This is a genomic window from Kribbella capetownensis (assembly GCF_004331485.1).
Taxonomy (GTDB): domain Bacteria; phylum Actinomycetota; class Actinomycetes; order Propionibacteriales; family Kribbellaceae; genus Kribbella; species Kribbella capetownensis.
On the sequence record NZ_SJKD01000007.1, the window covers coordinates 177,171 to 192,544 of the forward strand.

Genomic DNA, 15,374 nt, shown 5'->3' on the forward strand with positions numbered 1-15,374 from the left:
AGATCGGATGATGGACCGCATGACGTCATACGCACCGGCCGAGGCGTCCGAGCGCACCGGCCTCAGCCTGGACACCTTGCGCTACTACGAACGCCTCGGCCTCTTCGGCCCGGTACGGCGTACGACCGGGGGCAAGCGGATCTACAGCGACCACGACGTGGCCTGGCTGCGGCTGCTGATCTGCCTGCGCCAGGCCGGCCTGGGGATCACCGACCTGCAGCGGTTCATGGGCAGCCTGCGGAACCGCACAAACGGCAACGCGGGCGTGGTCGAGCTGCTCGAGAGTCACCGCGACCGGCTGCGCGAGGAGATCGCGAAGATGAACGTCGCGCTAGGTGTACTGGACGACAAGCTCGACTACTACCGTACGGCGGACGCTCGTGAAGCCACCGCGTCCGCTCAGAGGAAGTAGGGGTAGGGCAGCTCCGGCCGGCTGGCGGTGTCCAGCCGCTCCAGCTGTTCCGGCGTCAGCGACCATCCGACCGCGCCGAGGAGATCGTCGAGGTACTTCGGCAGCCGCGGACCGATGATGGGCGCGGTGACGCCGGGTTGCTGCAGCAGCCAGCGGACAGCCACCTGCGGCATCGTCCGTCCGGCGTCCTTCGCGACGGCTTCCAGCTCGTCGATCACACCCCAGGTGTGGTCGTTGGCGTACCGCTCCCAGGCATGCGTTCCAGGCCCCGCGGCCTTGCTGCCCGGGGGCGGCGCCGTCATGCCACGCCGGAAGGCGCCCGACAACCAGCCGGAACGCAGCGGGGACCAGGTGATCACACCGAGGCCCTCGTTCCGGCAGACCGGAAGCAGTTCCCACTCAGGACTCCGGTCGAGCAGGGTGTAGAGCGGCTGCAGACTGGCGAAGGACTCCCAGCCGTTCTGCCGGCAGAGCTCGATCGCCTTCTGCAGATGCCAGGCGTGGAAGTTGCTGGCGCCGAGGTAGCGGACCTTGCCGGATTTCACCAGAGTGTCGAGGGTCGACAGCGTCTCGGTGAGCGGCGTGCTGTCGTCCCATCGATGCAGCTGGTAGAGATCGATGTAGTCCGTCCCGAGACGGCGCAGGCTCGCGTCGACGGCATCGAGGATGTGCTTGCGGGACAGGCCGCGGTCGTTCGGCTGGGAGCCCATCGGGCCCCAGACCTTCGTCGCGATGACGAGGTCCTCCCGCCGCTGTGTCTTCAGCCAGCCGCCGAGCACTTCCTCCGACCGCCCGGCGCCGTACACATCGGCGGTGTCGATGAACGTTCCACCGGCGTCCGTGAACTTGTTCAGGACCTCCGCGCTGTCCTGCTCGTCCGTCTGGCCGCCGAACATCATCGCGCCGAGACACAGTTCACTGACCTTCAGCCCGGTTGCTCCGAGGTTTCTGTAATCCATGTCCCGACGCTAAGACCTGGAGTGCACACCAGCTCAAGTCCTTTTCTCCTCACATCGCTGGTGCCTGGCGGCGCCGGTACAGCCACATCCCGCCGAACGCGAGGCCGGCACCGGCGAGTGCGGAAGCGCCTGCTTGCACTGCCTCGGCGCCGCTGTCGTCCGACAGACTTGCAGCGGGCTGTGACGGCACGACAGGTGCCACCTCGGGGGCCGCACCGCACCTGGGGTGCGGCGGGTAGTAGCAGTCCGAAGTCGTTGTGGGTCCGGAGCCTGACCCCGGTTGCGGGTCTCGCACCAGTGCCGACACCTCGGTCGCGGTGAATGCCCCAGCGCCCACGGCGAGTGCGGATGCTGCGATGGCTGAGTACATGCGGTTCATGACATCTCCCCTGAAGACCGGCGGCCGGCTGGCCGCTCACTTCCACAGTCGTCGCGCGGGCGGGCCGCCACATCGACATCGCCCCCTCAGATCACCGGCTCAACCCCCTCAGATCCACCGATCGGGGGACGGCGGATCGGCCGGGTGATCGGCCGGTTGGTGGATCGTGGTGGCGGCCGGACGGGCGCACTGTTGCTTCATCGGGACGGATCAGCCGGACCAACAGCAGAAAGAAGAACCGAAATGCCCAGCACGACCGCAGCCGGCAGGCCGAAGGCCTGGATCATCGCTACCGTCGCCGCCAGCTGCCTCGCGGTGGCGGGTATCGCCACCGCCGCCGTCATCGGCTTCCAGGGCCCCGCGCAGGCAAGCGCCGCGACCCCGCCGGCCGGCTCCAGCTCGTCCGGCCAGTACCAGCCGGGCGCCGGCGACCACGGCCTGACGCCGGCGAACACCCCGAAGACCCCGACGACTCCGGTTGTGGTCCCGTCGGCTGCCGTGAAGTCACTGCAGCAGCAGCTCGCGCAGCTCAATTACTACGACGGGCCGATCACGGGGGTTGAGAACGCGAACACCGTGCACGCCATCCAGTACCTGCAGCGCGACGCGCACCTGTCCCAGACCGGCCAGCTGAACAGCGCGACCCGGGCCGCGCTGAACTCGATGCTGGTCCACGGCAACAACCAGATGGCCGGCAACTGACCACACCCAAAGACTTGCGGCCCGCACCAGGCGGGCCGCAAGTCTTTGCATCTGAAGAACTTCAACGCATTCAGATTCTGAGTGCCGTTCCAGCGCACCGAGGATGGCTTCGAGCTCACGTTCGGCACCAACCATCTCGGACCCGTCCACAGAAGGCGACGTAGGATCCAGCCGGTTGGCAGCAGTGAACCGAGGAGAGCCCATGACCGATCGACCGAGCACCGACGAGGACCGCAGTACGTCGTCCTTACCTGTGCCGGTGATCGACGCAGTGGCCTTCGACGCATCGGACCCGGACGCACTCAGCCGCTTCTGGCAGTCGCTCCTCGGCGGCGAACTGCGCCCGGCCGAGGACGGCGTCATCGAGCTGCACGGCGCCGCCGTCCGCCTCGACTTCGTCCAGGTCCCGGAGGCCAAGCAGGCGAAGAACCGCCAGCACCTGGACCTCTACGTCCCACCCGCCACCCGCAACCAGTCCATCGAGCACGCCGTGGCACTGGGCGCCTCCCGAGCCGACGACATCTACGACGGCGGCCTCTGGCAATGCCTACGAGACCCCGAAGGCAACGAATTCTGCCTCGTCTGGGGCGCAGGAACCCCCTCGACCAGCGACTAGAGGTCCTCGGCGGCGTAGCTGCGGAGTAGGGCGTGCATTTCGAAGTGGTTGGAGCCGTGGCTGATGAGGAGGTGTTCGTCGACGAGTCGGCGGAGGCTGCGGGCCGCGTCGGGCTCGTCGGTTCCCGCAAGTGCGGCGGCGGTGCGGACGCTGATGTCTGATCCGGTGTGTTGACCGAGCATCCGGAACAGTTGAGCGGTGTCGCTGTCGAGCGCGTGGTAGGACCAGGAGAAGACCGCTCGAAGGCTGGTAGTGGGGTCATCCGGTGAGTCGAACGCGTCGAGTCGGGGTCGACTGGCAGTGAGCTGGTCGATCAGGTCGCCGGTCGTCGCCCACGGCTGCCTTGCCAGCTGCTCACCTGCGATCGCGAGCGCCAACGGCAGGTGCCCACACAGCCGTGCGAGCTCAGCCAGGTCAGCTGCGCGCCGATGGTGCGGCGTCTCGCCGAGAGAGGCGGTCAGTACGTCGACCGCCTCCTTCGACGGCATCATGCCCAGCTCGATGGTTCGGTGACAGCCAAGGCGATTCAGGTCACGGAGGCGGTTGCGGCTGGTGATCAGGACCGGTGCGCGGACGCCGGCAAGCCCCGGGAGCAACGGACGAATCTGGTCGACGTCGCGGACGTTGTCCAGGACCACCAGGGTGCGTTTTCCGGACAGGCGGCCGTGCAGTGCGCGGGTGCGCGCCGTACCCGAACGGGGGATCTGGTCCGCGGTAAAGCCAAGGCTGTGCAGAAGTGCGTCCAGTGCCGCCATCGGCTCGAGGGGATCGGTCCTGCTGAAACCGCGGAGGTCCAGAAACAGCTGGCCGTCACTGAACTCATGACGGGCCCGATGTGCCCATCGCAGGGCCGTGGCCGTCTTGCCCACGCCAGCGCCGCCGACGATCGTTGCGCACACGACCTGACCGGCTGGCAGCAGTTCGTCGAGGGTGGCAAGCTCGGCACTGCGGCCGACGAACCTGCGAACGGTCTGCGGAAGCTGCTGGGGCACGAACTGCGGAGGATGGCGCTCAGCGTCGGCCTGCAGCAGGCCGCTGTAGATCCCTTGCAGCTCCGGTCCCGGCTCGATTCCGAGCTCAGTCGCCAGCAGACCTCGAACGTCGGCATAGGCGGACAACGCCTCCGTCGGCCGTCCGGCGGAGATGAGTGCCTTGAGCAACTGTCCCCAGCCGGCTTCGTGCAGCGGGTGTCTGCCGGTGAGAACACGAAGTTCTGCGATCGACTCGGCTTGGCGACCGGCCGCCAGGTCCAGCTCGATGCGACGGCCGATCGCGGCCAGATACCGCTCGGTCAGGCGCGGGGCCACCTGATCGAGAAGCCAACCGCACTCAACGCCCTCGAAGGGATCACCCCGCCACAAATCCAGTGCCGCCGCCAGCAGGTCCCGCTCCACCATCGGATCGTCCGCTCGAGCCGCTTCCGAGAGCAGGCTGTCGAAGTGGGCGATGTCGAGGTCTTCGACGTCGCAGCGCAGCCGGTACCCGCCTGGACCACTCTCGATGGCATCGAACGCGAGATCCTGCCGAAGCCGCACGACCAGGGTCTGAACCTTCTTCCGGGTGCCCGCTGGTGGCAGGTCCGGCCAGATCCGCCCGCCGAGTGTCTCCGCCAGCAGCGGCGCAGGTGCCGCCACGGCCAGGAGAGCGAGCAGGACTCGCCGACGGCCGCCGACGACCGCGATCGGCCGGCGACCGATCCGGACCTCCATCGGGCCCAGTAACCGAACACTCACCTCGTGCACGTTCAGGAACACTCCACGCCGATCGGCCGCCGACGGCTTGTCCACCTGCGGCACAGCATTGGCCATCCAAGCGCGCAACGCCTGCAATTCGCTGTCACATCTCGCCTGCCGCTGGAACCGCCCGGTCCTATGCTCAAGCTAAAGTCCGGCAACCGGAAGGGCGACGTGACGACTCTGGAGATCCGTGTCCTCGGCCCGTTCGAAGTTCTGAAAGACGGCCGGACGATCACACTGCCCCAAGGCCGGCTGCGCGCCATCGTCGCCACCTTGGCAGATGCGGCGGGCGAGGTCGTCTCGGTCGACACGCTGGCCACTGCGGTCTGGGGCGCAAGGCCACCCCTCGATGTCCGGGCGAGCTTGCAGACCTACATCGCCAGGCTGCGTCGGACGCTGGGACATCACCTCATCGTGACTGCGCCCCGTGGCTATCGACTGTGCGTTGAGCCGGACCAAGTCGACGCCTGGCTCTTCCTCCGGCTGTTGTCGGACCCCCCGCCCGCGCCGGAGACCGTGAAGACGCTCGACGACGCGTTGGCGCTCTGGCGAGGCACCCCCTTCACGGGCGTCGACTCACCCTGGCTCACGGAGACCCGGGCACCGCGTCTCACCGAGTGCTACCTGGGTGCCGTGGCAACGCGCGCTGATCTCAAGCTGGCCGCAGGTACGTCGTCAGACGTCGTGGCCGACCTGCGCGCGGTGACCCAGCAGTTCCCTCTGCACGAGCCGCTCTGGGCCCGACTGATCGCCGCTCTGCAGTCAACCGGTCAGACTGCGGCCGCCATCGCCTGCTACGAGGAGGTTCACGAGCGGATCGCGGCTGAGCTCGGCGTCGATCCGGGAACTGCGCTCCAGCAGGCGCGGGTGGGTTTGTCTGCTGACGGGACGACGGCTTCACGGATCCGACTGACCCGTGACACCGCGGACTTCGTCGGCAGGACTGAGGTGCTGGCAGCACTCGACGGACTGCTCCCTCAGGGAGCCGACGAGTCTCCAGTCGTCGTCCTTGACGGTGCACCAGGTGTCGGAAAGACGACCACCGCGATCCACTGGGCGCACAGCGTGGCCGAGCGGTTTCCAGATGGTCAGTTCTTCGTGGACCTTCGCGCCACCGGGCCCGGACCCGAACTCGAGCCGAGTACCGCCCTCGAGATGCTGCTGCGGGAGCTGGGCGTCGCACCGATGAACATCCCCGATGACGTGGATGCCCGCAGTGCCCTGTTGCGATCCTCGCTGGCCGACCGCCGCGTCCTTCTCCTGCTCGACAACGTTCGCAGCGCGGATCAGGTTCGTCCGTTGCTGCCGGGATCCGCGAGCATGGTCGTGGTCACCAGTCGCAACCAACTGCGCGGACTGGTCGCCAGAGACGGCGCGGATCGCCTTGGGCTGGAGGAGTTCAGCGCCGATGAGTCGATCACGTACCTCACTACGGCGTCGAAGCTGAGCCGGTCGCGATGGAACCTGCGGATGCTGTCCGACCTGGCCGACCTGTGCGGGCGACTCCCCCTTGCCTTGGCTGTCGCTGCCGAGCAACTGCAGCAGCGCATGGGCTACTGCGATCGCCGCCTGGTGGCGCAGCTCAGAGCGGCATCGCGTCGCATCGACGTACTGAGCAGCACCGGCGACGGCGGTCTCGACCGCGGCGTGCGTGCGGTGTTCCGCCGCTCGCTGGACTCACTCACACCGGAGCAGGCCAAGGCATTCGCGGTACTCGGTCTCCATCCAGGGCCTGATTTCAGCGTGGACTGTGCGGCGGCCATCGTCGGATCGACGGCCGGCCAGGTTCTGCCCGTCCTCGATCGACTAGTGGAGATTCACCTACTGGAACAGCGGCAGCCGCGACGGTACCAACTCCACGACCTGCTGCGCTTGTATGCGCACGAGCTCTCGGGCGAGGACCAGCCAGGTAGCGATGCTGCGCTGCATCGGTTGTTCGCCTGGTATGTCCACAGCGCCGCCAAGGCCCGGATGGTGATGGGCCAATGCACCCCGCTCGGAACGCTCGACGAACTGCCCGCGACAGTGATTCCCCGGGAGTTCGCGGACATCGAGGACGCACTCGCCTGGTTCGATGTCGAGCGGACCGCGTTGCTGGGCGCCGTCGAGGTGGCCACTGTTTCGGGGTACGACCCGTCCGTGTGGCAACTGGCTGACCAGCTGTCGAACTACCTCGCAGTACGAGCTGCCCACGACGATCTGACCCGAGTGCAACAGGTTGCGCTCCAGGCCGCACAGCGCCGCCGCGACATCGCCGCACAGGCCGTGGCGTGCAATGAACTCGGGTTGGCTTACAGCCTTGCCGACAAGCACGAGCGGGCTCGCGGCTACTTCAGGCAGGCCGCGCGCCTGTTCAGTTCGCTCGGCAACGACATCGGTCACGCGCGAGCGCTCGGCAGGCTTGGCGCCGCATTGCGCCGGTCGGGGCACATCGATCGGGCCATCGCCGTACAGCAATCCGCCGTCGAGATCTGCGACCGGGCCGGCGACACCGACGAATTGGTGCTCGCCCTCAACGAGCTGGCGCTCAGCTACCTGGCGGTGGACGATTTCGACCAGGCCGCGGTGGCTTGTCAGCAGGCCTTGAGCGCGCCGGAGACGAGTAACACACCTCATCTCCGGCCGTACGTCACGGACACGCTCGCCCAGGCGCTCACCGGCCTCGGGGAGATCGACGCTGCATTGCGTTGCTACCGACGTGCGATCGTGCAGGCCCGGGCGCAACGGGACAAGTGGTGTGAAACCGCGATCCTCAACAACCTCGGCCGGGCGCTGCGAACGGCCGGCCGAGGCGATGAGGCTCGAGCACACTGGCAGGAGGCACTCGAGAACATCGACACGATGGATCTCGTGCGTTCGAGAGAGGTCAGCCGTGAGGACCTGTTGACACAAATCCGGAGCCTCGGTGAACCACAGGCTGTGTCGACGTGACCGACGTCCGCGCGACCGCGGCGCCAGGGACGGGTTGTGGCAGGGGTGCACACGTCGTGTCTGCGCCACCGCCGGGCTTGCGCCGCGGCAGCGTGCCGTCCGTGAGATAGGCGGCCACCTGGTCGTCGAGGCAGGCGTTGCCGGACAGCGAACTGGCGTGGGAGGTGCCACCCGGCAGCGCGATCAGACTTGAGTGCGGGTACCTCCGACGTACCTCGAGGCTGCCTTCGAAGGGAGTCGGTGCATCGAGGGTCTGATCGATGAGCAGGACGCTGTCCACCTGGCTGCCGTCGATCTCGAGTGGCTTGTGCGCAGGGGCCGGCCAGAACAGGCACGGCGCGTTGTACCAGGCGTTCGCCCAGGTCTCGTACGGCGCCTTGGCGAAGGTCCTCCAGTTGTCGCGCTCCCAGGTCGACCACTTCTGCGGCCACTGCACGTCGGTGCACTGTACGGCGCTGTACACGGCGTAGAAGTTGTCGTTGCCGAGGCCGCCCGCACTCAGGTAGTGGTCGACCAGGTTCGACACGTCGCCGGCGTGCACATAGCGAGCGAACGTGTCACCCAGATCGGTCCAGGTCGACTGGAAGTACCCGGCGAGGAGGAAGATGTCGACCCACTCGTCGCCGCCGATCTTGCCGTCGGCCGGGTGGAACGTCAGCTTGGCCTCGGTCTCGTAGAACAGCCGCTCGACCGCCTTCTGCGTGCTGCCGAGGTGATACACGCTGTCGTACGTCGCCAGCCAGCCGAACCAGATCTTGATGTTCCGGTCGAAAGCCACGTCCTGGTTCAGGTTGGCCTGGTAGAAGACGTTGCGCGGGTCGACGTTGCTGTCGAGCACCATTCGCCGTACCCGCGCCGGGAACAGCGTGCTGTAGACCTGACCGAGGTAGGTGCCGTACGAGAAGCCGTAGTAGTTGATCCGATCCACGCCGAGGGCTGTCCGGATGCTGTCGATGTCCCTGGCGCTGTCGATCGTGGTCAGGTGCGACAGGATGGGACCGTTCGCCTTGCAGGCCTCCGCGTAGCCCTTCGCCCGGCCGAGCCAGGTCTGTACCGTGGACTTCAGCACCGGCAGATAGGTCGGCCGGTTGAAGCCGAAGTAGTTCGGGTCGCACGACAGCGCTGGTTGCGACGAGCCGACGCCCCGCGGATCGAACCCGATCCAGTCGTAGTAGCCGCCCGCTCCGTTCGGCACCGCTTGTCCCAGGGTGGACAAGGCCAGCCCGGATCCTCCCGGCCCGCCCGGGTTGACCAGCATGACGCCCTGGGCCTGTGCGTCCGGAACAGTGTGCTTGATCCGGGACACGGCGATCTTGATCTTCGCGCCGCCCGGTTTCGCGTAGTCGAGCGGCACGGGCACCAGAGCGCACTCGGCTCCGGTGTCTCGCAGTCCCGGGTTGTCGCAGGTCGTCCAGTCGATCGACGCCGCGGCTACGGCCGGCGGTGCCGTGGCAACCGGTGTGAGTCCTGCGGCGACAACCACCCCGGTCGCGAGCAGGCCCAACGCCCTCAGTCTTCTCATCGAGACCCCTCCAGTCCCTTCGCCGGCGGGCAGGAACGCCCGCCGCGCTTGCGTGGACCCGGCCGGCGTGACCGTTGGCTCACGACTCTGCAGTGACTATGGCAAGGGACCGTCTTCAAAACGCTGTCGGACGACCGCCGCGGCCGACGACCCGGCCTCAGGCGCGGGAGATGAGCAGCCAGGCGAGGTAGGCGACGTACGCGGCGACGAAGATGCCGCCCTCGGTTCGGGTGATGCGGCGGCCTGAGACGAGCACCGGTACGCAGGCGACCGCGGCGCCGACCATCAGCAGGAGATCGCTCTGCAGCACCTCGTCGGGCACCTCGACGACGCCGGGGGCCGCGAGGATGGTGACCCCGAGAATGATCGCGATGTTGTAGACGCTCGATCCGAGGAGGTTGCCCAGGGCAATGTCACGGTTCCCCCGGATCGTCGAGACGATCGTGGTCACCAGCTCGGGAGCCGACGTACCGATCGCGATGATCGTCAGTCCGATCACGGCATCGCTGACTCCGAACGCCTGCGCGGCGTCGACCGCACCGTCCACCAGCAGCGTCGCGCCGATCACGATGACCGCGATTCCCACCACCAGGCTCACCACAGCCACCCAGGGACGTGTCCTCGTCCCACCAGTATCGGCCTGGTACTCCGCCTGGACGGACGAGGACTCCTGGCGACTCGTGCGCAGAACCCCCACGGTGTAGCCGATCCCGAGCAGCAACAGCACGACACCATCCAGTGTGCCGAGGGTGCCGTCGAGCGCCACGACCAGCAGCACCACCGACACCGCGGCCATGCACGGAAGGTCGAACCGCACCGTCCGCGTGTCGAGCACGATGGGTGCGATCAGGGCACTCAGGCCGAGGATCAGCAGCAGGTTGACCAGGTTCGTGCCCACGATGTTGCCGGCCGCCAGACCGGCGCTGCCCTGCCGCGCGGCGTCGATGCCGATCGCCAACTCCGGCATGCTGGTGCCGAGCGACACCACCGTCACCCCGACGACGATCGGCGCGATCCCGAACCGCAGCGCCAGCCCGGTCCCGCCTCGAACCAGCAGCTCGGCGCCCCCCAACAGGCCGACGAGACCGCCGACGATCAGCAAGGCGCTCGACACCGCCCCACCGTCTCACGCCCCCACCACCCGGCCAACCATTGCCGCTGCGTGATTGTCGAGGGGTCAGCCGAGGCCCTTCAAAAGCTGGCGGGCCATGACGATGCGCTGGACCTGGTTGGTGCCTTCGTAGATCTGGGTGATCTTGGCGTCGCTTGCCGGCCAGATCGGCGCTCTCCGCCGATCTGCTCCCTGACCTGCACTTTCATGCTCATCGGCTGTCATCGCTGATCGAGGTTTGCCAGCGTCCGACGGAGCAGCGACGGAGCAGGCCAAACACTCAATGAGGCGAGTCTTCGACCCCGAACAGGTCGCCGGCCACGGACAAGCTCTTGTTGGTGAAACCTGCTGATTGTCTCGTCGGCGAGAGCCGGTGAGCGAGGCCCCCACAGCCCACGATTCAACCCATCCCTTGGAAGCACGGCGATGTCGATCTGGGGGAACGATTCAAGCGTTGGCGGCTGACACACACACTCAATGAGGCGGACGCCCCAGCCGACAAGGACACGGCGATGACCAGGCCGAAGGTGGCGATCGGCTCGGGATACATAGGACCGCCACCCAGCCGGCGGTACTTCCATCGGCACTCGTCATAGTCGTAGTACGTGTCTACGCCACCAACTGTGATCACGATCGTCTCCAGCAAAACGCGACCCGTCAGCACCGCTCGCTGCTGGACGGCGATACTTCGGTACTCGCTTTCAACCGAGCGCCTTGAGCACTGCGTCGGCGAACGCGGCCAGGTCGTCCGGGTTCCGGCTGGTGATCAGGTTGTCGTCGGTCACGACTTCCTGGTCGACCCAGGTCGCGCCGGCGTTGCGCAGATCGGTCTGCAGGCTGGGCCAGGACGTCACCGTGCGTCCGCGCACCACGTCGGCCTCGATCAGGGTCCACGGGGCGTGGCAGATCGCTGCCACCGGTTTGCCGGAGCCGGCGAAATCCTTGACGAAGGCAACGGCTTTCTCGTCGCGACGCAACGCGTCCGGATTGGCCACGCCACCTGGTAGGACGAGTGCGACGAAGTCGTCGACCGCGACGTCACCGACAACCTCGTCGACGGGCAACTTCTCAGCCGCCGTGAGGTGATCGAACGTCTGCACCTCACCGCTGCTCGGGCTCACCAGGACCGGCACGTGTCCGGCGTCTTTCACAGCCTTCCACGGCTCGGTCAACTCGACCCGCTCGATTCCCTCGGCGGCTACCAGAAATGCGATCCTGCCCATAATGTCCTCCTCCGATTCAGTTACTCCGTCGGCCAGTTACGAGCCCTGGGCCGGGTACTCCTGATCCCGCAACGGCTCCGAACTCGAGGCCGCCGGCGACTTCTTCAGCGAACAACTCAGTACCAGTGCCCGAAACGTCGACATCCGTGATTTCCTTCCGTTGCGGCACGACCCGGTGGTCATGGCCGCCCCGGTACCCGGCCGCACCGAACTCAGACCGAATCGGCCCGCCCGCCGGATGAATCGGAGCAGGCAATTCGAGCGCGATGGCCTAGCACAGCGGAGTCCAATCCGGTCACGGTCGGGTGATGCGCGACAAGCGGGTCGTCCTGCTCGATGGTGAAGGTGACTGTGAGCATCGGAGCCCGCAGGATCCGTTTCGTCGATTACCTGGTGAGCGACTGCTTCGTAGCGGGATTCCCCGCCCGCAGCGCGGGGTACTCGTGCACTAGGGAGTGGGCAACAGTCCACATGTCGTCAGCATCCACGACTTCGGACCGCGTACCAAGGCCTTCCATCTCGGGATGGAGTTGGTCGAAGGACACTCCCTGGCATCCGACGGCAGCGAACCGGAAGACTGGCGCGAGTACGGCACTACGTCTCGTCGCCGAAGCGCCGACGGTGTCGCCGCGCAGCCGCACTCGATCTCGCGCAATCGCCGTCAATCGTCCGGATTTCAGCGTGTCCGGCCGACGAGTCGGTGGTCAATGCTGTCTGCCGGCGCCGTGGTGCCGGGCCACGCGGGCACGGTTGCCGCAGGGCGGCCCGCACCAGGCCTGGTTGGTACGCCGCTGGAAGAACAACTGTCCACAACCGGGGGCGTCGCAGAGGGCGAGATCGGTCCGCGGAACCGCCAGGATCTCGCGTACCTCAACAGCGAGCCGTGCCAGCAGTACGGCGAACGGTCGTGGTGAGCCGATCATCTGGGATTCGACAACGCCGGGTTCCTCGCCCAGCACCGCGACCTCGGGACAGCTCAGCAAAGCATCGTTCACCACCCCCACATCCGCGCTCCGCCATTCATCGTGGCCTGCAGCGGACCGCAGCAGCCGCAGAGCCGGATCCCGGAGCAGGAGGAACGACTGCAGATCCTCGTCGGTCACCGCATCCGGCCGAGGCGCAGGCAGCGCCGCCGCATCGAGCCAGGACTCGAGATCGGCCACCGTCGTCACCAGCTCATGCTCGGTCCAGCCGCGCCGGATCACCGTGTTGGCGAAGTCGAGCGCCGGGTATCCCTCCAGCCACTCCCAGGTCGGTGTGCTGTCCACAGCTCCACCCTAGAGCAACCCGCTAACGGTTTGAACATACAAAACCGTTAATCTAGCGTCAAGGTATGGACACTCCACGCCGTCGGCTCATCGCCCTGTGCGCCGTGCAATTCGTCGACGTCATGGGCGTGACCGTCGTCGTCTCGGCCCTGCCGCGCATGATCGCCGACCTCGGCGGATCACCCGCGCAGGCAGGGCTCCTGGTGCCGGTGTACGCGGTCGGCTTCAGCAGCCTGCTGCTCCTGGCTGCAAGACTCGGCGACCAGTACGGGCACCGCCGGGGACTGATCGCCGGCCTGGTGCTCTTCGCAGCCGGCTCGGTCGTCGCCGCAGCCGCACCAGCCATGACCTTTCTGGTCACCGGACGAGCGCTCCAGGGCGTCGCCGCAGCCATCTCGGTACCGAACGCTCTCGTACTCCTCGCCAGGACTGCCGGCTCCGGAGCAGACCGCGACCGAGCACTGGGAATCTGGAACGCCACCGGCGGGCTGGCCGGCGCGGCCGGCCTTCTGATCGGTGGACTGACGACATCAGCGATGAGCTGGCGAGCCATCTTCTGGGGCAACCTTGTGCTGACCGCAATCCTGGTCGCGGCGCTCTTGGGTCTGGTGCAACGAGACGAGCCGCCGACGCGCACTTCGCCACGGATCGACCTACGCTCCGTCGTCCTCCAGGTGACAGCAGTGGCCGCGATCGTGGCTGCCGCCAACACATCAGCAAAGACCTGGCCGATCCCAACGGCCCTCGGACTGACCACAATCGTGACCACAGTCCTGCTGATACGTCGCGAGCGCCGTACGACACAGCCACTGGTCCCGGCCGACCTGTGGCGCCCTGGACTGGTTGCCGGACTGCTCGGATCGTTCGGCGTCACCGCAACTACCAGCTCGCTGGTAGTCATCGCGACGATCTATCTACAAGACACCGGCGGTTTCAGCCCGGCAGAAGCCGGTCTGATGATCCTGCCCTTCAGCGGAGCCGTCGCCATCGGGGCGGGTACGGCAGGACGGTTGATGTCTCGCAGACGTCCGCGCCAGCTCTTAGTGGGTGGGCTGTTGCTGATCCTCGCCGGTGCTGCCGTCGCGACAATCTGGTCGTCGACAGGCAGCCTGGCCACAGGCCTCGTGCTCGCCGGTCTGGGGAACGGCGCCGGCGCGGTAGCGGCCTACGGTCTCGGCACCGCGGTCCCTCCCGATCAGCAGGGCAGCGCGGCGGGTCTGCTGAACACCGCAGCACAGATCGGGACCGCGACGATGGTGGCAGCCACCGTTGCGATAGCCACCGTGACAGCGCAAGACCGCCGCCTCGACTACCGCTCCGGCTGGCTGACGGTCGTCGGCACGGCACTCGTCATCCTCCTCGCCGTCGTCGGCATCACCAGGACCGGTGGAGAGAAAGCGACTGCCGCGTCAGGCGATTCAGGTTGCGGGGGTCGGATACCGCGCCGGTGAGGAGGCTGCATGACCGACACAGTGCGCGTGGCGACCGTGAACATCTGGTGCCGGCATGGGGACTGGACAGCACGGCGCGAAGTACTGCGGGGAGGATTCCGGACCCTGCAGCCTGATCTCGTTGCCCTGCAGGAGACCGTGGTCACCGACGAGTCCAATCAGACCCTCGAGCTCTTCGGAGACGAGTACCACGTGCTGCACCAAGGCCGCCGTACTCCCGACGGCGTGGACTGCTCGATTTCGCCGGCCATCATGCACTCGGTTCCGGCCTGCGTGGCGAGCATGGCCTGGAGGGGAGGGAACTTCGCAGTGAAGTCCTTGCCGTTGCGCGACCACACCCCATCCCGGCGGCACACGGCCCCAACCCCGCTAGTTGACTGAACCCTTCGGCGCGCCATCGAAGCCATGTTCATCACACAGCGGCGGACCAATGAGGCGTTAGATTCCGTGCGAGTGCCCGTACTTGTGCTGTGGGGCAGCGACGATCCGCTGGTCGACCCCACGTCGCTCCTGCAGCACGCCAGGCGGCCGAACTGGACACCCCGACCCATCGACGACGTTGGCCACCTGCTTCCCGTCGAGGCGCCCGACCTCTGCGCGCAGGCAGTCGGCCAGTGGCTCGCCGGCATCGGAGCGTGAACGTCCCGTGGCGACAGTCTTGATACTCACGGAATCTGAACGTCCTGCAGCGCCCTTGCCAATTCTGCTGCGACCTAGGCGACAGCTTGACTAGTTCAGTGAATGAACCGTCGCACTTCAACTCGAAGCGCGCTCCGCCCTGCAGGCCCTGCGCACCGCAACTGCTCCACCGCCTTGGCCAGCTCCAGCCCAGTGGTCCGCTGAGGTCGGCCGACAGATCGCTACACCTCCAGTCTGATCCACTAGCGATCCGGCGCCGCCAGGGGGCATGTTCCACTGCGGCCCCGCTGCGTCCTGGAGTCGACGCCCGCAGTCGCGTTTCCCGTACAGCGACCGCCCACCGCAACTCCGAGCGGCTCCCTTGACATGTTAACTGAGTAGTCTCATTATTGAGTGAGCTCAGATTCAGGGATTCAGGACACATC

The 15,374-nt window shown here is 66.9% G+C and carries 14 protein-coding genes and 1 pseudogene; 7 read left to right on the forward strand and 8 right to left on the reverse strand.

The window, feature by feature from the left end; all coding sequences use genetic code 11:
* The first annotated feature begins 19 nt into the window (after nt 1–19).
* Nucleotides 20–412, forward strand: coding sequence for a MerR family transcriptional regulator (locus tag E0H75_RS28875; RefSeq protein ID WP_131516824.1), 393 nt, complete (start codon nt 20–22; stop codon nt 410–412).
* On the opposite strand, the gene E0H75_RS28880 is transcribed toward E0H75_RS28875, so the two are convergent.
* Nucleotides 400–1,371 carry an aldo/keto reductase gene (locus tag E0H75_RS28880; RefSeq protein WP_131516825.1) on the reverse strand — a complete coding sequence of 324 codons (972 nt, stop codon included), beginning with the start codon at nt 1,369–1,371 and terminating at the stop codon, nt 400–402. The two genes, E0H75_RS28875 and E0H75_RS28880, sit on opposite strands and share 13 nt — an antisense overlap.
* 49 nt (nt 1,372–1,420) lie before the next feature.
* A complete protein-coding gene (locus E0H75_RS43245) occupies nt 1,421–1,561 on the reverse strand; it encodes a hypothetical protein (protein WP_165554093.1) in 141 nt (46 codons plus the stop codon).
* A gap of 432 nt (nt 1,562–1,993) precedes the next feature.
* Between E0H75_RS43245 and E0H75_RS28885 the strand changes: the two genes are divergently transcribed.
* Together E0H75_RS28885 and E0H75_RS28890 are read left to right on the forward strand one after the other, a co-directional pair.
* Nucleotides 1,994–2,452, forward strand: coding sequence for a peptidoglycan-binding domain-containing protein (locus tag E0H75_RS28885; RefSeq protein WP_131516826.1), 459 nt, complete (start codon nt 1,994–1,996; stop codon nt 2,450–2,452).
* A gap of 202 nt (nt 2,453–2,654) precedes the next feature.
* Nucleotides 2,655–3,068, forward strand: coding sequence for a VOC family protein (locus E0H75_RS28890; RefSeq protein WP_131516827.1), 414 nt, complete (start codon nt 2,655–2,657; stop codon nt 3,066–3,068).
* Here the strand turns inward: E0H75_RS28890 and E0H75_RS28895 are convergent.
* Nucleotides 3,065–4,876 carry an AfsR/SARP family transcriptional regulator gene (locus tag E0H75_RS28895; RefSeq protein WP_131516828.1) on the reverse strand — a complete coding sequence of 604 codons (1,812 nt, stop codon included), beginning with the start codon at nt 4,874–4,876 and terminating at the stop codon, nt 3,065–3,067. The two genes, E0H75_RS28890 and E0H75_RS28895, sit on opposite strands and share 4 nt — an antisense overlap.
* A gap of 99 nt (nt 4,877–4,975) precedes the next feature.
* Between E0H75_RS28895 and E0H75_RS28900 the strand changes: the two genes are divergently transcribed.
* Complete coding sequence (locus E0H75_RS28900) at nt 4,976–7,735, forward strand: AfsR/SARP family transcriptional regulator (RefSeq protein ID WP_165554095.1); 2,760 nt, start codon at nt 4,976–4,978, stop codon at nt 7,733–7,735.
* Here E0H75_RS28900 and E0H75_RS28905 read toward each other — a convergent pair.
* The 5 genes and pseudogenes from E0H75_RS28905 to E0H75_RS28925 form a co-directional block, all read right to left on the reverse strand.
* Nucleotides 7,671–9,257: an alpha/beta hydrolase gene (locus E0H75_RS28905; RefSeq protein ID WP_131516830.1), complete on the reverse strand. Its 1,587-nt coding sequence runs from the start codon at nt 9,255–9,257 to the stop codon at nt 7,671–7,673. The genes E0H75_RS28900 and E0H75_RS28905 overlap by 65 nt on opposite strands.
* Nucleotides 9,258–9,414: 157 nt before the next feature.
* Complete coding sequence (locus E0H75_RS28910; protein WP_202873219.1) at nt 9,415–10,371, reverse strand: calcium/sodium antiporter; 957 nt, start codon at nt 10,369–10,371, stop codon at nt 9,415–9,417.
* Nucleotides 10,372–10,434: 63 nt separating this feature from the next.
* Nucleotides 10,435–10,521: pseudogene (locus tag E0H75_RS45080) on the reverse strand (acyl-CoA dehydrogenase family protein); the annotation flags it as partial.
* A gap of 548 nt (nt 10,522–11,069) precedes the next feature.
* Nucleotides 11,070–11,591: a type 1 glutamine amidotransferase domain-containing protein gene (locus E0H75_RS28920; protein ID WP_131516832.1), complete on the reverse strand. Its 522-nt coding sequence runs from the start codon at nt 11,589–11,591 to the stop codon at nt 11,070–11,072.
* A 704-nt stretch (nt 11,592–12,295) separates the two neighbouring features.
* Nucleotides 12,296–12,859 (reverse strand): CGNR zinc finger domain-containing protein, encoded by a 564-nt coding sequence (locus E0H75_RS28925; protein WP_131516833.1) that lies wholly within the window; start codon nt 12,857–12,859, stop codon nt 12,296–12,298.
* Between the two features lie 65 nt (nt 12,860–12,924).
* Here E0H75_RS28925 and E0H75_RS28930 point away from each other — a divergent pair, with 65 nt between their 5' ends.
* From E0H75_RS28930 to E0H75_RS28940, 3 genes are all read left to right on the forward strand, one after another.
* Complete coding sequence (locus tag E0H75_RS28930) at nt 12,925–14,310, forward strand: MFS transporter (RefSeq protein ID WP_131516834.1); 1,386 nt, start codon at nt 12,925–12,927, stop codon at nt 14,308–14,310.
* Between the two features lie 9 nt (nt 14,311–14,319).
* Complete coding sequence (locus tag E0H75_RS28935) at nt 14,320–14,691, forward strand: endonuclease/exonuclease/phosphatase family protein (RefSeq protein WP_131516835.1); 372 nt, start codon at nt 14,320–14,322, stop codon at nt 14,689–14,691.
* 72 nt (nt 14,692–14,763) lie between these two features.
* A complete protein-coding gene (locus tag E0H75_RS28940; RefSeq protein ID WP_131516836.1) occupies nt 14,764–14,949 on the forward strand; it encodes an alpha/beta fold hydrolase in 186 nt (61 codons plus the stop codon).
* Nucleotides 14,950–15,374: the final 425 nt, after the last annotated feature.

Coding starts and splice junctions, on each gene's coding strand:
- E0H75_RS28880 (WP_131516825.1), bottom strand. CDS start 1,371: ATGGATTACAGAAACCTCGGAGCAACCGGGCTGAAGGTCAGTGAACTG.
- E0H75_RS28935 (WP_131516835.1), top strand. CDS start 14,320: ATGACCGACACAGTGCGCGTGGCGACCGTGAACATCTGGTGCCGGCAT.
- E0H75_RS28875 (WP_131516824.1), top strand. CDS start 20: ATGACGTCATACGCACCGGCCGAGGCGTCCGAGCGCACCGGCCTCAGC.
- E0H75_RS28905 (WP_131516830.1), bottom strand. CDS start 9,257: ATGAGAAGACTGAGGGCGTTGGGCCTGCTCGCGACCGGGGTGGTTGTC.
- E0H75_RS28885 (WP_131516826.1), top strand. CDS start 1,994: ATGCCCAGCACGACCGCAGCCGGCAGGCCGAAGGCCTGGATCATCGCT.
- E0H75_RS28920 (WP_131516832.1), bottom strand. CDS start 11,591: ATGGGCAGGATCGCATTTCTGGTAGCCGCCGAGGGAATCGAGCGGGTC.
- E0H75_RS28895 (WP_131516828.1), bottom strand. CDS start 4,876: ATGGCCAATGCTGTGCCGCAGGTGGACAAGCCGTCGGCGGCCGATCGG.
- E0H75_RS28930 (WP_131516834.1), top strand. CDS start 12,925: ATGGACACTCCACGCCGTCGGCTCATCGCCCTGTGCGCCGTGCAATTC.
- E0H75_RS28890 (WP_131516827.1), top strand. CDS start 2,655: ATGACCGATCGACCGAGCACCGACGAGGACCGCAGTACGTCGTCCTTA.